Source organism: Paenibacillus abyssi, from assembly GCF_014640295.1.
Lineage (GTDB): Bacteria > Bacillota > Bacilli > Paenibacillales > Paenibacillaceae > Paenibacillus_D > Paenibacillus_D abyssi.
The window spans coordinates 330288-346847 of the sequence record NZ_BMGR01000001.1 but is presented as its reverse complement, the minus strand read 5'-3'; the positions used below and the strand labels follow the sequence as shown (position 1 = coordinate 346847).

The following is a 16560-nucleotide window of genomic DNA, read 5'->3' as shown; positions in this document are numbered from 1 at the left end:
ATGTGAAAAGGCAAATCCAGTCGACATGTTATTATCTTTGTTTTATAATGAGTATAAATAAGCAACTTTTATGGAAAAGAGGGATTGAACTATGGCTGAAATTCGAATTCGTAATACCGGTGAACGGATCAAAGGCGATGAGAACGTTAGCGCTTTTTTGAATAATCAAGAGGTTTTATATGAGCACTGGGACGCATCCAAGCTTGCAGCCGGACTGCAAGACAAATTTGTGCTTACCGACGAAGACAAAGCGGAGATTCTATCCACTTACGACGCAGAAATTCGCGATCTGGCTGAACGCCGCGGCTACAAAACATGGGATATCGTCGCATTATCCGATGCTACCCCGAACCTCGATGAGCTTCTGAAAAAATTCGAGGATGTCCACACGCATACAGAAGATGAAGTGCGTGCGATTACGGCAGGCAGAGGCATCTTTGTTATCAAAGGCACTGATGACGTTGGATACTTTGATGTGGAGCTGGAAGCTGGAGATGTCATCTCCGTTCCGGAGAATAAACCCCACTTCTTCACTTTGATGGAGAACCGCCAAATCGTCGCTGTCCGATTGTTCATCGAACCAGCCGGTTGGGTTGCAAACTCATATAATGATCCAACCTTCCAAAAAGCATAAACCATCATGCACTCATGACCTGTTATTCAGGTTTGATCACTTATTTTATGGCATGAACAAAATCAGGGGGCTGTCCCAAAAGTAGTTTTCTATCTACAGCTGGTCAGCTTCGTTTATCAGAGTTTAAGCAAAAAAAGTGCGAGTTTTGGGGTTATATAGTCCCCACGACTCGCACTTTTTGATTCATCATTGCCCATTTGAGTAGATTATGGGCAAGTGAAAGCCACCCGACCTCTAAGCTCACTTTGGGTAAGCCGCGAAGCAGGAATCGCCGGAAGCTCCGGTTGCTCTTCATTTGTCCGAACACACTCTCCGGTTCGATCATGCTTCACCGGTGATCGTGCTGGATTCGCCAAACTCAGGCAGGTCCCGGTCAGCCTGCTCCGCGTCTTCTTGCCGCTCTGCCTCGGCCACCACCTGGATAAGCAGCCGCAAAGATGTTGTCGTCCAGCCGGTTAACCGCCCGCCTCATTTACAACGCGTACAAGATGATTCGCTGGAATATCCTCCTCTAAATCCATTGGCAAGCATAGTTGATCCATCTTATATTGAATGTACAAAAGAAGCCCTCCTTTGAATGGTTGCTAGTCACTTCCATTTTACCAAAGTTTGGCTTCTTTTTGTTTTGCAGAAATGAGAACGGGGCTATTGAAGGACTTTCTAAAAGTGATAAGAAGTAGATAGGGACGCGAGGTAGGTCTCCATTCCACATGGATACGAAAAAACTCAGAATGATGTTATTTACACCCATTATCTAGTACAATATTTACATTAATTGGAGTAGATCGATTATTGGATTAAGGAGGATTTTGATATGTACCGGATTGTAATGAAGGGAATTTTTCTGTTTTATTTACTGCTTTTATTACCAGGATGCTTGGGTAACAACGAAGAAGTCGCTGCTTCAAAAAGTTACATTGAACAAAAATACAATAAAGAATTTAATACAGATTACGTGTTTGACACTAACTTCTTGGTGAGAGCATCCCCTGTAGATAATCCCCAAATTATCTTTAACATCAGACAAGGCGAAGAGGAAGGAACCTTTAAAGATGATTACCTGCAGCGTTATTGGGAATGGCAGGTCGATACGTTAATTCGGGATGAGATAGCGAGTCTTTTCCCCCTTTCCGATGAAGGAACCAACTTTACCGTACACTTTAGTAAAGATAGCTATCCGGGCTCTACCTTTGAAGAGCTTCCCTCTTACAAAGAGCTGGATGTCGAATATGAGATCGACTTAAGACTTATTGAAACTTATCGATCCGAAGAACAGCTGACCCCAGTTTATGAGGTGATTCAAATTCTTCTGAAACATGAGCTTCAACCCACTAACTTCTCGGTCTCGTGGGTAAAAGAAGAGAGAACAGAATCAGTAGTCTCATCTTATGTTACCGAAAGATTAGAAATTCCTTGGGAGCAAGCAGGTCATATTAAAACTGCGGAGGATTTAGTCTTGTTTATGGGGGTGTCCCATAAATAGAAATTCTACTTGGGACACTCCCTGTTTTCTTTGTTTTTGAAAAATGAAGTCGAGCAGGGGCTATGCCTGCTCGACTTCTTGTCTTTTTTGGTCTTCTGTAGCCTTCTTGAGAAAATTATGGGCAAGCGATAACCAACCCGCCTCAAGACTTACCTTTGGCAAGCCACGAAGCAGGAATTGTTGCTGGTACGTCCATTTTACCAAAAGCGTGAGGGAGGGACATGGAGCGGAAAGTTTACGTACCTCCTTTGAAATCGTGATTATTACCTCATCATCAATTTCAAGATAACACGATTACAATAGAGGTTGGAGTTCCATACCCCTCTCGTAAAAGAGCAAAACATAGTTCTCGAACAAAAGGGGCGAACCGAAGTCATTTATGACTTTTGGGACAGCCCCCTTTTCTTTGATACAATTCTCAATAAGTTCTTATTTTACAACCGTTCAAGCAAACCTGGCAGCTCTTCCAGGCTGGTGATCTCATGGGTTGGAACGATCTCGTCTGTATGCTTCATCCCGTGTCGGTTAATCCAGACAGCTGTCATGCCTACACCCAACGAACCGATAATATCCGTCGTTAACTTGTCACCGACCATGACCGCTTCCCCGGCTTCTACACCGATCCGCTCGAGTGCATGCCTGAAGATGGATGCGGCAGGCTTGCCTTCCCCGAATTGGCCGGAAATAACGATATGATCAAAATAAGGAGCAATCTCCGGTACACCAGCCAGCTTCTCGTTCTGCAAATCAGGCGAGCCGTTTGTCAGCAGCAGCAGCTTATACTTTCCTTTCAGCTGATCCAATACTTGAAAGGTCTCATCATAGACGAGCGGACGCGCCCGGCGTTCGGCCGGGAACTGCTCTGCGAGCTCTGCGCCCAGTGCCTCGTCATGAATGCCTAATGACTTCAAGCCGCGCGTCCAGGACTCTCTGCGGTATGTAGGTGCAAGACTTTGCAGCTTGCGGAAGTCTTCTTGCTCCCCCTGTTCAAACTTAGCCCATAGTCCTTCAAAAGGATTGATACCGATCATTTTCGTAAACGCATAGGTATCATAAGATTCATACAATGCCCGGGCTTCGCGGCGCACAGCATCCTCCAAAGAGTCCGGATCCACGCCGGTTTTGTCCGCGGCTGCCTTACATGTTGCTTCGAACGCTTCTTTGACACTTCGATCATCCCATAACAGGGTGTCATCCAAATCAAATAAGACTGCTTTTTTAGCCATTAACGATACTCGCTCCTTCTGTATTCTCTCTATTTCTCCGTGAATTCAATTTGATTGTCGTTAGCGAAAATCTTGAGTCGCTCAGCCATTTGTTCGGTTGGAAAACGGTTCATAGCTCTTGAAAACACCCAATTCGCGCCTTTCTTCTGCTCGATCACAACATAACCCCGCTGCACGGTGATACGCTGGATACCGCTTGCCCGCAATATTTTGTCACCGGTCATTTTGCGGGTTTGGACAAACTCCTTGCCTACGGTGAGATAAGGGCGCCGGAAAAAGAACAGCGCTGCAAGCAGCACATAACAGACGATTGTCAACCAATACAGCCCGCCGCTTTCGCCCTGTTCTGTCAATGTGTTCATATAGACGTAAAAGCCGATAAACATAACCAGCGCAACCGGCAATATGAGATTACGTCCTTTAAATCGGTCTAATCGTGACGCTTCCGGAACAAAGCTGCCTGTACCGCTCTTTTTGCGGGCTTTGTTGACCGTTGATGTGTTTTTGCGAACCTTGCGTTCCCAGGATCGGGACATTGTGAATCCTCCTCAACATACGAATGAAAGCGATGTAATTCAAATTTAATTAGATGCTTTAGTAAGGCCTGGTCTGCGGAACTTTTCGATAAAGCGGTTCGGATATTCAGATGGCAGGGCGCTTACCTCATCCAGACGGTTCCACACTTCCTCCGGCATCGTCCAGCCGGATGCGCCCATATCATCCTCGAATTGCTCCAACGTGCTCGCCCCAAAAATCGGCGAAGTAATCCCTTGACGCTGCAGAAGCCAATTTAAGGCGACTTGCGAAGGGGTCTTGTCCAATTCTATCGCTGCGCTTTGAACAGCCTCCAGCACCGAGAAATTAGCCTCTGTCGCGCGATTTTTCCACGAGCTCTCCCCTGCTTTAGAGGTCAGGCGTCCCGAGGAGGGTTCTTCTCTGTTGTACCTTCCTGTCAGAAAACCGCCTCCGAGCGGCGCCCAAGGGATAATGCCTACGTTCTCCTCCAAACAAAGAGAGAACATCTCACGGTCCATTTCCCGGCTGACTAAGCTGTATTGTGGTTGGATCGATATAAAGCGAACATATCGGTTCATATCGCTGCAAGCAAGCGACTTCATCAGTTGCCAGGCGAAAAAGTTCGAGCAGCCGATATAACGGACTTTACCTGATGTGACGAGATCATCCAGCGTGCGCAGTGTTTCCTCGATTGGCGTGGCATGATCCCATACATGAACCTGATACACATCAATGTAATCGGTTTGAAGCCGTTTCAAGCTTGCTTCGACTGCGTCCATTATATGCTTGCGGGAGACTCCGCCGCCGTTCACATGCTCTGCAACCGGGAAACGGACCTTCGTTGCAAGAACTACGTCCGAACGGCGGTCTTTAATCGCTTTGCCTACGATCTCCTCGGACCTGCCGGAGACATACACGTTCGCTGTATCGAGAAAATTCCCGCCCCGGTCCATAAAACGGTTGATCATCTCAATCGAGTCCGACTCAGAAGTCGTATTTCCAAATGTCATCGTACCTAAACACAATTCTGAAACCGCCAAACCGCTCTTGCCAAGCAATCGATACTGCATGCACAATTTCCCCCTTCAAAAAAGAATGATTTATAGTCCTAATGTTTGGGAGGTGCCGATGAATCGTCATCCACCCATTCAATTGCATCCAATTGATTACGGAAATTACGTTTGAAATTGTCCAGATATTGTTTTCGGAGCGTTTCGCGTTCCGTTTTTTCTTCATCTGTGAGACCGACGCTTTTATTTTTTCTTGACAGCTCATTAATGCGTGCAATTAACTTCTCCAATTTGTCCCCTCCTCTAACGATCACCTAATGTCCACCCTCTACTTTGACATTTTCATTCTAGGGTTGTCAAGATAACACGAAAACCCGGCAATGATTTGCCGGGTTTGGTAATGTTAACAACCAGATATACGTTACTCATCCTAAACATTTCCTTCAAATCACTTGAAGCTTTAATAAAAAATCAATCCATCTGCTCCGGAACAATAAGTGTCTGACCGGATCGCAATACGCTGGAAGAAAGACCATTGCGAAGCTTTATCTCATAGACAACCTCGCGCAAGTCCGTACCCTGCGGCTGTACTCTTCTGGCGATTTCCCATAACGTGTCACCCGACGAAACAGAAATAATGCGTTCCCCTTCAGCAGCTGGCGCCGGGTGAGATTCCGAGGCATAAGACTGAACAATCAACATGCCTGAAAATAAAACAACAAAAACGATTGCGGCTGCAAAGAATTTAACAAAATGACGTCTCAGATTTGAAACAACTGTAGACTCGCCAGTACGGCGTTCAGGAGCTTTCTTCGCTCCATTATGTATGCTTCGATAGGATAAACTATTCATCATCATGATCAACACCCCAAACATTTGTTCTGTAATCAATTTAACACGAACACTTGTTTGTGGTCAAGCATTTTAAGAACATTTGTTCCCTGATTTTTACGAACGGGTGTTTCTCGAACTTATGTTTGTGCGAACTCGGGTTCTGTGTTATAATTTGTCACAACTATTAATTAGATGGAGTGATCCTTGTGTCGAAAATATCAAGCCGCCAACAGACCATTCTTGAATTTATTAAGAATGAAGTCCGCGAGAAAGGTTATCCCCCGTCTGTGCGGGAAATCGGAGAAGCGGTCGGGCTGGCTTCTAGTTCCACCGTTCACGGCCACCTGGATCGTCTGGAGAAAAAAGGACTCATTCGCCGGGATCCAACTAAACCGCGCGCAATTGAAATATTGGATCAGGAAGCAACCGAAGTTCCATTTCCACTTGCCGTATCGAAGATTCCTGTCGTCGGTAAAGTTACCGCAGGCATGCCGATAACAGCAACCGAAAACATCGAAGAGTATTTCCCGCTTCCGACCCACTTTGTCGGAGATAATCAAGTATTTATGCTTAGCGTTGTCGGAGAAAGTATGATTGAAGCCGGCATTTACAACGGCGACTATGTCATCGTTCGACAGCAGCAGACAGCTAATAATGGCGATATTGTCGTAGCGATGACCGAGGATGATGAAGCAACGGTTAAAACCTTCTACAAGGAACGGGATCATATTCGTCTTCAACCAGAGAACGTTACAATGGAGCCGATCCGTTTGAAGCAAGTGACCATCCTTGGACGCGTTATCGGACTATTCCGCGATATTCATTGATTCTTACCCCAGGCCTTGCTGAAGAACGTTGGGATGTCGATCCTAACGTTCTTTTTCTTGCTGCCCCATAAGTGAATAGCTTCGTTCAAATTTGTGCTGCGGCCTTCGATCATATTGGCGCTGTTGCATCCTCAGATGTAGAAAACGCCGTTCACGAGGTCGAAACCTCGCGAACGGCGTTTGCATGATTATTAATAAAGCGTTAAGTACTGATCTCTTTCCCACTGATGAACCTGCGTGCGGTACATATCCCACTCGATTTCCTTCAGCTCATAGAAATGGGCAAGCGCGTGATCACCCAATGCTTCGCAGATGACTTCGTCACGCAGCAGCTCGTCCAGCGCTTCTTTAAGATCGGACGGCAGGCTTGGAATTCCCTCATCCACCCGTTCTTCTTCGGTCATCACATAGATATTGCGATCGGTTGGGGATGGCAGCGGAAGCTTGTTCTTAATGCCGTCCAAGCCGGCTTTCAGCATAACGGCAAGTGCCAGATAAGGATTTGCCGCCGGATCCGGATTACGCACTTCAATGCGTGTGCTGAGGCCGCGGGATGCCGGGATACGGATCATCGGGCTGCGGTTGCTCGCAGACCATGCCACATAACACGGAGCTTCGTAGCCTGGTACTAGACGCTTGTAAGAGTTAACCGTTGGATTCGTGATTGCTGCAAATGCGCGGGCATGGCGCAGAACCCCTGCCATGTAATGAAGCGCAGTGCTGCTTAAGCCTAATTTGTCACTCTCATCGTAAAATGAGTTCGTGCTGCCTTGGAACAAGGATTGATGGCAGTGCATGCCGGATCCGTTAACGCCGAACAAAGGCTTTGGCATAAAAGTCGCATGCAGGCCATGCTGACGGGCAATCGTTTTTACGACAAGTTTAAAGGTCTGGATCTGATCTGCCGCTTTGATTGCATCGGCATATTTAAAATCGATCTCGTGCTGGCCGGGAGCTACCTCATGGTGGGAAGCTTCAATCTCAAAGCCCATTTCCTCCAGCGTCAATACGATTTCACGGCGGCAGTTCTCGCCCAAATCGGTAGGCGCAAGGTCAAAGTAACCGCCTTGGTCATTCAATTCTGTCGTCGGATCGCCTTTCTCATCTGTCTTGAACAGGAAGAATTCAGGTTCAGGCCCGACGTTCATCGCGGTGTAGCCCATTTCCTCGGCTTCTTTCAAACAACGTTTCAGGATCCCGCGCGGGTCACCTGCGAATGGTGTGCCATCCGGCATATAAATGTCACAAATCAATCTTGCAACACGGTTTTCAGTTACCCATGGGAATACGACCCATGTATCCAAATCGGGATATAAATACATGTCCGATTCTTCGATACGCACATAACCTTCGATCGAAGAACCGTCAAACATCATTTTGTTGTCCAACGCCTTTTCCAGCTGGCTTACTGGAATTTCCACATTTTTGATCGTACCTAACAGGTCGGTAAACTGCAATCGAATGAATCGGACATTTTGTTCCTTCGCATGACGCAAGATGTCTTCTCTAGTGAAGCTCACAGAATCCTCTCCTTTACCCTCTTGTTATGGTTTGTTGCTATAGAAACGGGACAATTGGCCTTGAATCATCGAGGCTTTGCCCGGTCTCTTCTCGAGTAACTGCTGTTTTAACAATCGATGAAGCTGCGTATCCGACATTTCACGGCGTTTTGATTCCGTCTGCTCTGTAATAACAGTCGCTTCTTCGGACTCCTTAGATACCGGATTCATAACCTGTTTAATGCCTGCGATATTTACGCCCTTCTCAATCAGAGATTTGATTTCGAGTAAACGCTCGACATCGTTAAATGAAAATAATCGCTGATTGCCGTTTGTACGTGCAGGTACAATGAGCTCGTGCTGCTCGTAATATCGGATCTGTCTGGCCGTCAAATCGGTCAACTTCATGACGATTCCGATAGGGAATAATGCCATATTTCTGCGAATCTCGTCAGCCATGTGCATCAACCTTCCAATCCCTGTGATATGTTTCTATTGTAGCGCCATGCCAAAAACATGTCAAGTTATGTTAGGTTTAATCACAATTAATTTGCGTTCGACCATCGTTGACAATGCAGTAAGGACGCCGTATTTCACGTGTCCATAGGTGAGTCCACCCTGCATATAAGCGATGAACGGATCGCGTATCGGAGCGTCTGCGGACAGCTCCAAACTGCCGCCTTGGATAAAGGTGCCTGCGGCCATAATAACGGGATGCTCATAGCCAGGCATGTCCCATGGCTCTGGAACAACATGGGCATCTACCGCCGCAGCCCGCTGGATCCCCTGCACAAAAGCGATCAACGGCTCAGCCTGCTTAAAGCGGACAGCTTGAATCAAATCTGTCCTAGGGTCATTCCATTTCGGATGGGATTCGAAGCCCAGTCTTTCGAACATAGCTGCTGCGAATACAGCTCCCTTAAGAGCTTGTCCAACGATATGCGGCGCCAGGAACAGCCCCTGGTAGATCGCGCGCAGCGTGCCGAGCATCGCTCCGACATCGCCACCGATTCCCGGCGCGGTCAGCCGGTAAGCGGCCTGTTCCACCAGACGCGCGCTCCCGCATATGTAACCGCCCGTGCTCGCCAACCCGCCTCCCGGATTTTTGATTAACGAGCCCGCCATAAGATCAACGCCAACCTCAGTCGGTTCGGTCTCCTCCGTAAATTCACCGTAACAATTGTCGACAAAGACAAGGAGCTCCGGCTTGATTGCTTTGACCCGCTTCACCATTTCCGAGATTTCATGAACCGTAAATGATGCCCGCCAGTCATAACCCCGGGAACGTTGAATGCCGATTACCTTCGTATTGTCGCTGATTGCAGCCTCAACTGCCAGCCAATCCACAGCGCCGTCCCCCTGCAGCGGAACTTCATTGTATGAAACGCCCCAATCCCGCAGCGAACCCGTGCCGTCTCCCGGCTTACCAATCACTTTATGCAATGTATCATAAGGCTTTCCCGTAATGTACAGCAGTTCATCGCCCGGCCTGAGCATGCCGAACAATGCACAGCTGATCGTATGCGTGCCGGAGGCAAAATGCGGCCTTACCAGCGCCGCTTCCGCTCCGAACACATCCGCATAGACCAGATCCAGCACTTCCCTCCCGCGATCGTTATACCCGTATCCGGTTGAGCCTGAGAAATGATAATCACTGACCTGATGCTTCTGGAAGGCGCGGATGACCTTCCATTCATTTCGCTCCGCCGTGCGATCCAGCTGGCGGAATACGGCTGAGACCTGTTCCTCAACCTGCTGTGCGGCTTGCTCTAATGTATCCCAAACATGACTTTCTTCCTTCAACACTTCGTCTTCGTCTCTCCCTTGTCAATCACATAATATTTCATGATCACAGCGATTCGATATATTCCTGCAGCTTATAGCCGTGAACCGCAAAATCCTGTTTATTCAGCTCCACCGTTAAGCGCATCTGATCCCCGTCAACCATCTGTTCAATCACTTCTCCGGTCCGGTATGCCAAGGCGATCAGATCGCCCCGCTCCGCAGGGAGAACGAACGTTCTGGTATCGCCAGTCAGCTTATCCTGGATCAGTTGGCGCAGCAGATTCAGATCCTCTTTAGAGTAAGCGCTGATCCAGAGCGTGTCCGTTCCCGAAGGAATGCGATCTCTGCAATCCCCTACACACAGATCCTTCTTGTTATAAACCGTAATCTGCGGTTTGTCCGCAGCGCCAAGCTCAACTAATATTTGCTGTACTACAGCGGCCTGTTCTTCCCTTGTCGGAGAAGAGCTGTCGATTACGTGCAGCACAAGGTCGGCCTCACACACCTCTTCCAATGTGGCCCGAAATGCGGCGACCAGATCATGGGGCAGATTTTGAATAAATCCTACCGTGTCCGTCAGCACCACTTCCTTGCCGCTGGGCAATTCCAAATTGCGCGAGGTCGGATCCAGCGTGGCGAACAACTGGTTCTCAACATAGACGTCAGCCGCTGTCAGCTCGCGCAGCAGCGTGGATTTTCCGGCATTGGTGTAACCGACTAATGCGACCTGGATTACGCCTGACTTCCGCCGCCGTTCCCGATGGAGCTGGCGATGCCGCACGACCTCCTCCAGCAGCGCTTTAAGGTCTGAAATCCGATCGCGGATATGGCGCCGATCGGTCTCCAGCTTCGTTTCACCCGGACCGCGCGTACCGATTCCCCCGCCCAGCCGGGACAAGTTTTTCCCGTGCCCTGACAACCGCGGCAGCAAATAGCTGAGCTGTGCCAGCTCAACCTGAATAATCCCTTCCCGGGTCTTCGCGCGCTGCGCAAAAATGTCCAGAATCAGTTGAGTCCGGTCAATGATTTTAAGATCCAGCGCCTCCTCCAGATTCCTAACCTGCGCACCGGAAAGCTCCTGGTCAAAAATGACGGTCGTAGCTCCAAGTTCCTCTGCCGCCGCCCTTAATTCTTCGACCTTCCCTTTGCCGATGAACCATTTGTTATCCGGTGTTTCTTTATTTTGCGTAATGGTCGTAAGCACTTCCACACCGGCAGTCTCCGCCAGGCTGACAAGCTCATCCAGAGAATGCTCCGGATTCATGCCGCTGCGTTTTACGTCCGGTGTGACGAGGCTGACCAATACAGCGCGGTCTTGAAGTTCGTGGTCTGTTTGATAAGTAGATTGCCGCATCGATCACATACTCCTTAAGTTGCTTTATTATCCCATTTCAAATCCTCCGGCCGGATGGCCATAAGCTCTTGTTTGCCAGGCACCCCGCTTGGATATTGCCCTAGCAGCCGAACCGCTTGAAACCGGATCGCGCGTTCGATCACATTACGCACGTAACGCGCATTGCTAAAGGAAAACAATGTAGCGGTACGCTCCATCGCCAAATGCTGCCGCAGCTTAAACAGCGTCTGCGGCATTAGATTATAGTCCCGCTCTTTAGCCATTAATTCCGAAATTTGAATCAATTGGTCTACCGTATAATCCGGAAACTCGATCTGAATCGGAAATCTCGACGGCAATCCCGGATTGGTATGCAGGAAGTTTTCGATTTCAAGCGGGTAACCGGCCAATATCAGCACGAACTGATTTTTGTGGTCTTCCATCGCTTTCACCAATGTATCGATCGCTTCCTTGCCAAAATCCTTCTCTCCGCCGCGGGCAAGGCTGTAGGCTTCGTCGACGAACAAGATGCCGCCCAGCGCTTTCTTCACCAAATCCCTCGTCTTTTGCGCGGTATGCCCGATATATTCACCTACCAAATCCGCGCGCTCCACCTCGATCAAATGTCCTTTGGCCAAAACGCCCATTTTTTGAAACAGCTTGGCGACGATCCGGGCGATCGTTGTTTTGCCTGTTCCCGGATTTCCTTTAAAGATCATATGATAAACGTGTGATCCGCCTGACAACCCGGCCTCCGTACGCATTTTAGAAATATGGAGCAGCGCGTATATTTCATAGACGAGAGCCTTTACGTTATCCAGTCCGACCATCGGCTCCAATTCCTTTTGAATCTCCAGATAAGGATCATTTGCCGGATGGTTTTTCACGCCTATATGGGCGGCCTCATGATCCTCGGCCGGCTGAAGGACAGCCGCTGCATGGGAATCGTAGCTGCGCAGCACCACATTTATTTGCCGGGACGGTCTGACATTGTTTTTTTGCCCCGTACTCGCTGCATTTCCGTTCATTCAATCATCCCCGTCCTAAGCAAGCGTCGGCGCGGGCCCAGCCTGTGGAACCCGGATCGTGAGCGATATTGGGTATGAAGGTCGCCGCATTACCAATGTATTCTAGCTATGCCCACCATATTAGCAGATTCGAAAGCCCTGCTAGTAGGTGACATCCGGCGTCTGGAGTCCGATGCGCAGAAGCATTTTGTCCAGCTTCCATTTCGTATAGGCAAGAACCTCGCGAGATTCATTTTTTACTGAAGAAAGCACGCGGGATTTCGCTCCTGTTACCGTAAAAGACTCGATACCGAGAAATGCGGCAATATCGGTCGCTCTGGCCGCGTGAAAATCATGGGTAATCACGGTCGCACTGCTCCATCCCTGCTCCAGCATCATTTGCTGGCTGAACAGCAGGTTCTCGTAAGTGCTTCTAGCGAGCGGCTCAAGTAACAGCTTGTCAGCAGGCACACCAAGCTCGATCAAATAATTACGCATGCCTTCCGCTTCCGTAATCGTCGATCCGTTATAATCCATTCCGCCCGATACGATAATATGATCCAGCTTTCCCTGCTCGTATAAACGGTAGGCATGATCCAGCCGTTCCCTCAGTCCCGGGCTGGGTCTGTCATTCCATAAAGCCGCGCCAAGCACAATGCCCGTATCGGCAGGCGAGATCGATCTGGGCTCTTCAAAATCATTAATGTGCCATAGCAAATATCCGCACCAAAAAATGATCAGCGCCGCCGACCAGGCCGCGATTCGTAACAGGATCCGCAGCAGCCGGAAGCGCTTTTTCTTTTTTGATTTGCGGCGAGGCCGCGTGCGCGTATTCGGGCGGGGTCGGCGGGATTGGCGCGGCTCCGCTCCTGCCTTCATGATTCCTGGGCCCCCTGCGTCCGGTCTGCCAATGTTTTCCGGTGTTTCAAGCTAAGGGTAAAATACCGGAAACGTCCGTTACGAATCGATGAAAGCAGTCTACCGGCTGTTTTGCGTGCCATAGCCGCATCCTTGTTCGAGACATCTCCATTACGGACCGCATCTTCCAATTCATCTTCATCGAGCAGAAACACCTCACCGCTAGGGAGCACTACGACGTCCAGAAACAGATCGTCAAACCACGGCACCTGCTGGTCCGTCAGCCCTTGCGTTTTGCAGATATCAATGTACCACTGCACCACACGCCCTTTATCATCAAACATGGTTGTGACGACAAACTGCTCACCCTTAGGGAAATGCTGCATCCACAAGTAACCCCGATCTGCTAAGCATAGACGGCGTCCATTGTATTCTTTCCAAAGCGGATCACGCAATTCATGAATCCGGTAAAATGTAACCAGTCCTTTGAACTCATCATCATCCATGGACAAACATGAATAGCTCTTACGAAGAATACGACGCCAATTCGCCCGGTCGGAAAATTTTCGTTTCATACGGAACGTACCTTTCCGTTAGGATTAGAAAGGCCCGCTAATCGCAGCGGATCCTTTCTTGCTTCATTTCAACATGATATGAAAAAGCTTACCACAACTTAATGTCTATCTCCACCTCGCGAATCAAAAAAATACAAGCATTGGAATATGAATCGAAAAAAGAGCTGTTTCCAGCTCTTTTCCCCGATTATCCGTTATTTGCGTTTGGCGCATTCGTACTCGCATCCGCTTCTGTGTCAGGTGCAACACCGTTAGCACCTGCATTTCCATTCGTACCATTGGTACCACCTGCACCATCCGGCGGTACATTTACGCCTGCTCCATTGGTAGGCTGGTCCGGGCTAGGCTGCTGGCCTTCAGGCGCTGTCGCTCCGTTATCCGGAAGCGGCGTCTGGCTGCCAGGCTCGCCCGCGCCATTATCCGGAACCTCCTGCACTGGGGGAACCTCACCCTCTCCAGGACCAACTGTTCCTGTATCATCCGGAATTTGCGGTTCCACAGACGGGTCAGGCTCGATCGGCACCAGTTCCTCTACAGGAATGGTAATCGTCTTTTTCCAAGATGCCGGTCCTTCAAGATTGTTTACGGAATCATATGCCGTTACGTAATACTCATAAGTTTTGCCTTGCTCAATACCAATATCATTCGCGGCAATCGCATCTACCTGGTCGAGAATGACCTTGAACTCCTGCTCGGAGACTTCTTTCCGGTAGACCCGGTACGTAATGTTCTGCCCCTGCACGGCAGTCCATGCCATCTGGACTTCACCGCGTTCTTGAATATAACTGGCGTTGAACCCGCCTACTTGTGCCGGAGGTGTAATCTCTTTAATGCTAGATGGTCTCTTGAATTCGCTGCGCGGTGCGTCTTTAAGCGCGGCGGACATGACTTTGGCAAACAGCGCTGCCGATTGACCGCTGCTCTGCTTGAGCAGATGCTCGGCGTCTGTCTTGTCGTATCCCATCCATACAGCGGCCGTCCACTCCGGCGTATAACCGACGAACCACGCATCGCGGTTACCGCTGGATCTCAAGCCTTCAATACCATGCTGCGTCGTGCCCGTCTTGCCGGCTACCGGCCTGTCAATCCGCGCACGCGTTCCTGTACCGCCCTGCTCGACAACGCCCTGCATAATCTCTGTCAGATACCATGCGGTTTCAGGCGCAATCAATTGTCTAACTTTCGGTGCTTTATATTCATACACGGATTGGCCATTCTTGTCCTTGATCTCAACAATTGAATGCGGATCGACCGATCGGCCGCCATTTGCAAAGACGCTGTAAGCTGTCGCCATCTGCATCGGCGTTACGCCGTGTGTCAGGCCGCCAAGCGCAATCGCCAGGTTGCGATCATCCGAACTCAAATCAAAACCAAGCGTGTTGGCGAATTCAAGTCCTGCTGACACGCCGACTTGATTAAGGAGCCAAACCGCCGGCAGATTGCGCGATTCCTTGATCGCCTGTTTCATGCTGACAGGACCGATATATTTCACGCGATTGGAATCGGTCGGACAATAACCGTTAAAACATTCTTTGTCATCCCGCAGCGTGGACCACGGAAACCACTCCCCGGTCTCAAGCGCCGGACCGTATGAGGTAATCGGCTTAAAGGAAGAACCCGGCTGACGCGGTTGAACCACGCGGTTCCAGCCCTTCTTCTCATAATCTCTGCCGCCGACCATCGCTTCGATCTCGCCGGTTCGATGATCAATAATGATCATCGCGCCCTGTACCTTCTGGTCGCTCGGACTTTGTTCAAAATTACTGTCATCGGCAAACGCGCCTTCCATAATGGTCTGCGCATTCGGATTCAATGATGTATAGATATGATATCCGCCTAACCGCAGCTCTTCCTCCGTCAGGTTTGTCACCTTCATCGCTTCTTCTATAGCGTAATCGACATACGCCATAAAATTCGTGTTGGAGGCCGGTTCTGCGGCATCCGGGTTGTACTCATGATTTTTCGCCTGTTCCATTTCTTCGGCCGTGATTAACCCCTGATCATACATAAGCTGCAGCACGACCGCGCGCCGCTCCATGGATCTCTCAGGATCGCTCAGCGGATTGTAGGAATTAGGCGCCTTCGGCATCCCTGCCAAAGTGGCAATCTCCCATAATTCAAGATCATTCAGGTCTTCCTTGCCGAAATAAAGCTTTGAAGCTGCTTTTACGCCATGGGCGCCTCTGCCGAAGTAAATCCGGTTGAGATACATTTCCAAAATTTGATCCTTAGTCATATTATTCTCCAATGCTACGGCAATGGAGGCTTCAGTCGCTTTTCTCAATATCGTTTTATCGTGAGAAAGAAATACGTTTTTAGCTAACTGCTGTGTGATCGTGCTTCCGCCCTCGACCGCGCTTCGCGCGATGACGTCCTTTACAACCGCTCTTCCGATCGAAATAAAATCAAGGCCGGAATGCTCGTAAAACCGACGATCCTCCACCGCGACAAATGCTTGTTTCATCATATCGGGAATTTGTGAGAAATCTACGCTTTCCCGATTTTCCTCATACAGCCTTGACACGTCGTTGCCGTTCACATCATAAATGATCGATGATTCGGCGGAGACCAGCTTGCCTTGATTTTCGGCTAACAGCCTTTCTCCATTCAAAATGATCAGTAAATAACCGATGATGCCGCACACAACCGCAAGCGCTGCCGTAAAAAACATCCATGTCAGCGCTCTTCGCGCACCAAATTTTCGCTTCTTGGGTTTCTTTCCTTTTACCTTTGTTTGTTCGGTTCCGGCTCGTCCTGTTGATCGACGTTCTGTCATATGCCGACTCCCCTCCTACCTGGCATTTCTGTGCCTGCTATCTCTATTATGGCCTAAAAACAGGATTAAGCTTCACACTTATACCCACTTTTAGGATCGGGTGAAACGACTTCTTCAAGGTAATTTTTGGAAGTCGCTTCGTGAATGCGGAAAGAAAAGAACAACCCTTGTTCGGGGAGTCGATTTCCGATATACGG

General features: G+C 49.1%; 16 protein-coding genes and 1 pseudogene. 3 read left to right on the top strand and 14 right to left on the bottom strand.

Annotation, left to right across the window (positions count from 1 at the left end):
- Nucleotides 1-91: 91 nt before the first annotated feature.
- Nucleotides 92-634 (top strand): acireductone dioxygenase, encoded by a 543-nt coding sequence (gene mtnD, locus IEW11_RS01950; protein ID WP_188528490.1) that lies wholly within the window; start codon nt 92-94, stop codon nt 632-634.
- Between the two features lie 151 nt (nt 635-785).
- Here mtnD and IEW11_RS01945 read toward each other — a convergent pair.
- Nucleotides 786-959, bottom strand: a pseudogene (locus IEW11_RS01945) (transposase); the annotation flags it as partial.
- Between the two features lie 489 nt (nt 960-1448).
- Between IEW11_RS01945 and IEW11_RS01940 the strand changes: the two are divergent.
- The gene (locus IEW11_RS01940; protein ID WP_188528488.1) at nt 1449-2117 is read left to right on the top strand and encodes a hypothetical protein; all 669 of its coding nucleotides are present in this window, start codon (nt 1449-1451) and stop codon (nt 2115-2117) included.
- Between the two features lie 434 nt (nt 2118-2551).
- Here the strand turns inward: IEW11_RS01940 and IEW11_RS01935 are convergent, their stop codons facing one another.
- The 5 genes from IEW11_RS01935 to IEW11_RS01915 form a co-directional block, all read right to left on the bottom strand.
- A complete protein-coding gene (locus IEW11_RS01935; protein ID WP_188528486.1) occupies nt 2552-3343 on the bottom strand; it encodes an HAD family hydrolase in 792 nt (263 codons plus the stop codon).
- A gap of 29 nt (nt 3344-3372) precedes the next feature.
- Complete coding sequence (locus tag IEW11_RS01930) at nt 3373-3879, bottom strand: hypothetical protein (protein ID WP_188528485.1); 507 nt, start codon at nt 3877-3879, stop codon at nt 3373-3375.
- Nucleotides 3880-3924: 45 nt separating this feature from the next.
- Complete coding sequence (locus IEW11_RS01925) at nt 3925-4929, bottom strand: aldo/keto reductase (RefSeq protein ID WP_188528483.1); 1005 nt, start codon at nt 4927-4929, stop codon at nt 3925-3927.
- Between the two features lie 38 nt (nt 4930-4967).
- Nucleotides 4968-5159 (bottom strand): DUF896 domain-containing protein, encoded by a 192-nt coding sequence (locus tag IEW11_RS01920; protein ID WP_188528481.1) that lies wholly within the window; start codon nt 5157-5159, stop codon nt 4968-4970.
- 181 nt (nt 5160-5340) lie between these two features.
- Complete coding sequence (locus tag IEW11_RS01915; protein WP_188528479.1) at nt 5341-5760, bottom strand: LysM peptidoglycan-binding domain-containing protein; 420 nt, start codon at nt 5758-5760, stop codon at nt 5341-5343.
- 149 nt (nt 5761-5909) lie between these two features.
- Between IEW11_RS01915 and lexA the strand changes: the two genes are divergently transcribed.
- The gene (gene lexA, locus IEW11_RS01910) at nt 5910-6530 is read left to right on the top strand and encodes a transcriptional repressor LexA (RefSeq protein WP_188528477.1); all 621 of its coding nucleotides are present in this window, start codon (nt 5910-5912) and stop codon (nt 6528-6530) included.
- Nucleotides 6531-6721: 191 nt separating this feature from the next.
- Here the strand turns inward: lexA and glnA are convergent, their stop codons facing one another.
- From glnA to IEW11_RS01870, 8 genes are all read right to left on the bottom strand, one after another.
- The gene (glnA, locus tag IEW11_RS01905) at nt 6722-8050 is read right to left on the bottom strand and encodes a type I glutamate--ammonia ligase (RefSeq protein ID WP_188528475.1); all 1329 of its coding nucleotides are present in this window, start codon (nt 8048-8050) and stop codon (nt 6722-6724) included.
- A 24-nt stretch (nt 8051-8074) separates the two neighbouring features.
- Nucleotides 8075-8488: a MerR family transcriptional regulator gene (locus IEW11_RS01900; protein ID WP_188528473.1), complete on the bottom strand. Its 414-nt coding sequence runs from the start codon at nt 8486-8488 to the stop codon at nt 8075-8077.
- A gap of 60 nt (nt 8489-8548) precedes the next feature.
- Complete coding sequence (locus IEW11_RS01895) at nt 8549-9832, bottom strand: methionine gamma-lyase family protein (protein WP_188528776.1); 1284 nt, start codon at nt 9830-9832, stop codon at nt 8549-8551.
- 46 nt (nt 9833-9878) lie between these two features.
- Nucleotides 9879-11168 (bottom strand): GTPase HflX, encoded by a 1290-nt coding sequence (gene hflX, locus IEW11_RS01890; RefSeq protein WP_188528471.1) that lies wholly within the window; start codon nt 11166-11168, stop codon nt 9879-9881.
- 14 nt (nt 11169-11182) lie between these two features.
- Nucleotides 11183-12175 carry an AAA family ATPase gene (locus IEW11_RS01885; RefSeq protein ID WP_188528469.1) on the bottom strand — a complete coding sequence of 331 codons (993 nt, stop codon included), beginning with the start codon at nt 12173-12175 and terminating at the stop codon, nt 11183-11185.
- A 141-nt stretch (nt 12176-12316) separates the two neighbouring features.
- Nucleotides 12317-13033 carry a YdcF family protein gene (locus tag IEW11_RS01880; protein WP_188528467.1) on the bottom strand — a complete coding sequence of 239 codons (717 nt, stop codon included), beginning with the start codon at nt 13031-13033 and terminating at the stop codon, nt 12317-12319.
- Nucleotides 13030-13587 carry a ribonuclease FAU-1 family protein gene (locus IEW11_RS01875; RefSeq protein WP_188528465.1) on the bottom strand — a complete coding sequence of 186 codons (558 nt, stop codon included), beginning with the start codon at nt 13585-13587 and terminating at the stop codon, nt 13030-13032. Before IEW11_RS01875 ends, IEW11_RS01880 begins: the two co-directional genes overlap by 4 nt.
- 187 nt (nt 13588-13774) lie before the next feature.
- The gene (locus tag IEW11_RS01870) at nt 13775-16363 is read right to left on the bottom strand and encodes a PBP1A family penicillin-binding protein (RefSeq protein WP_188528463.1); all 2589 of its coding nucleotides are present in this window, start codon (nt 16361-16363) and stop codon (nt 13775-13777) included.
- Nucleotides 16364-16560: the final 197 nt, after the last annotated feature.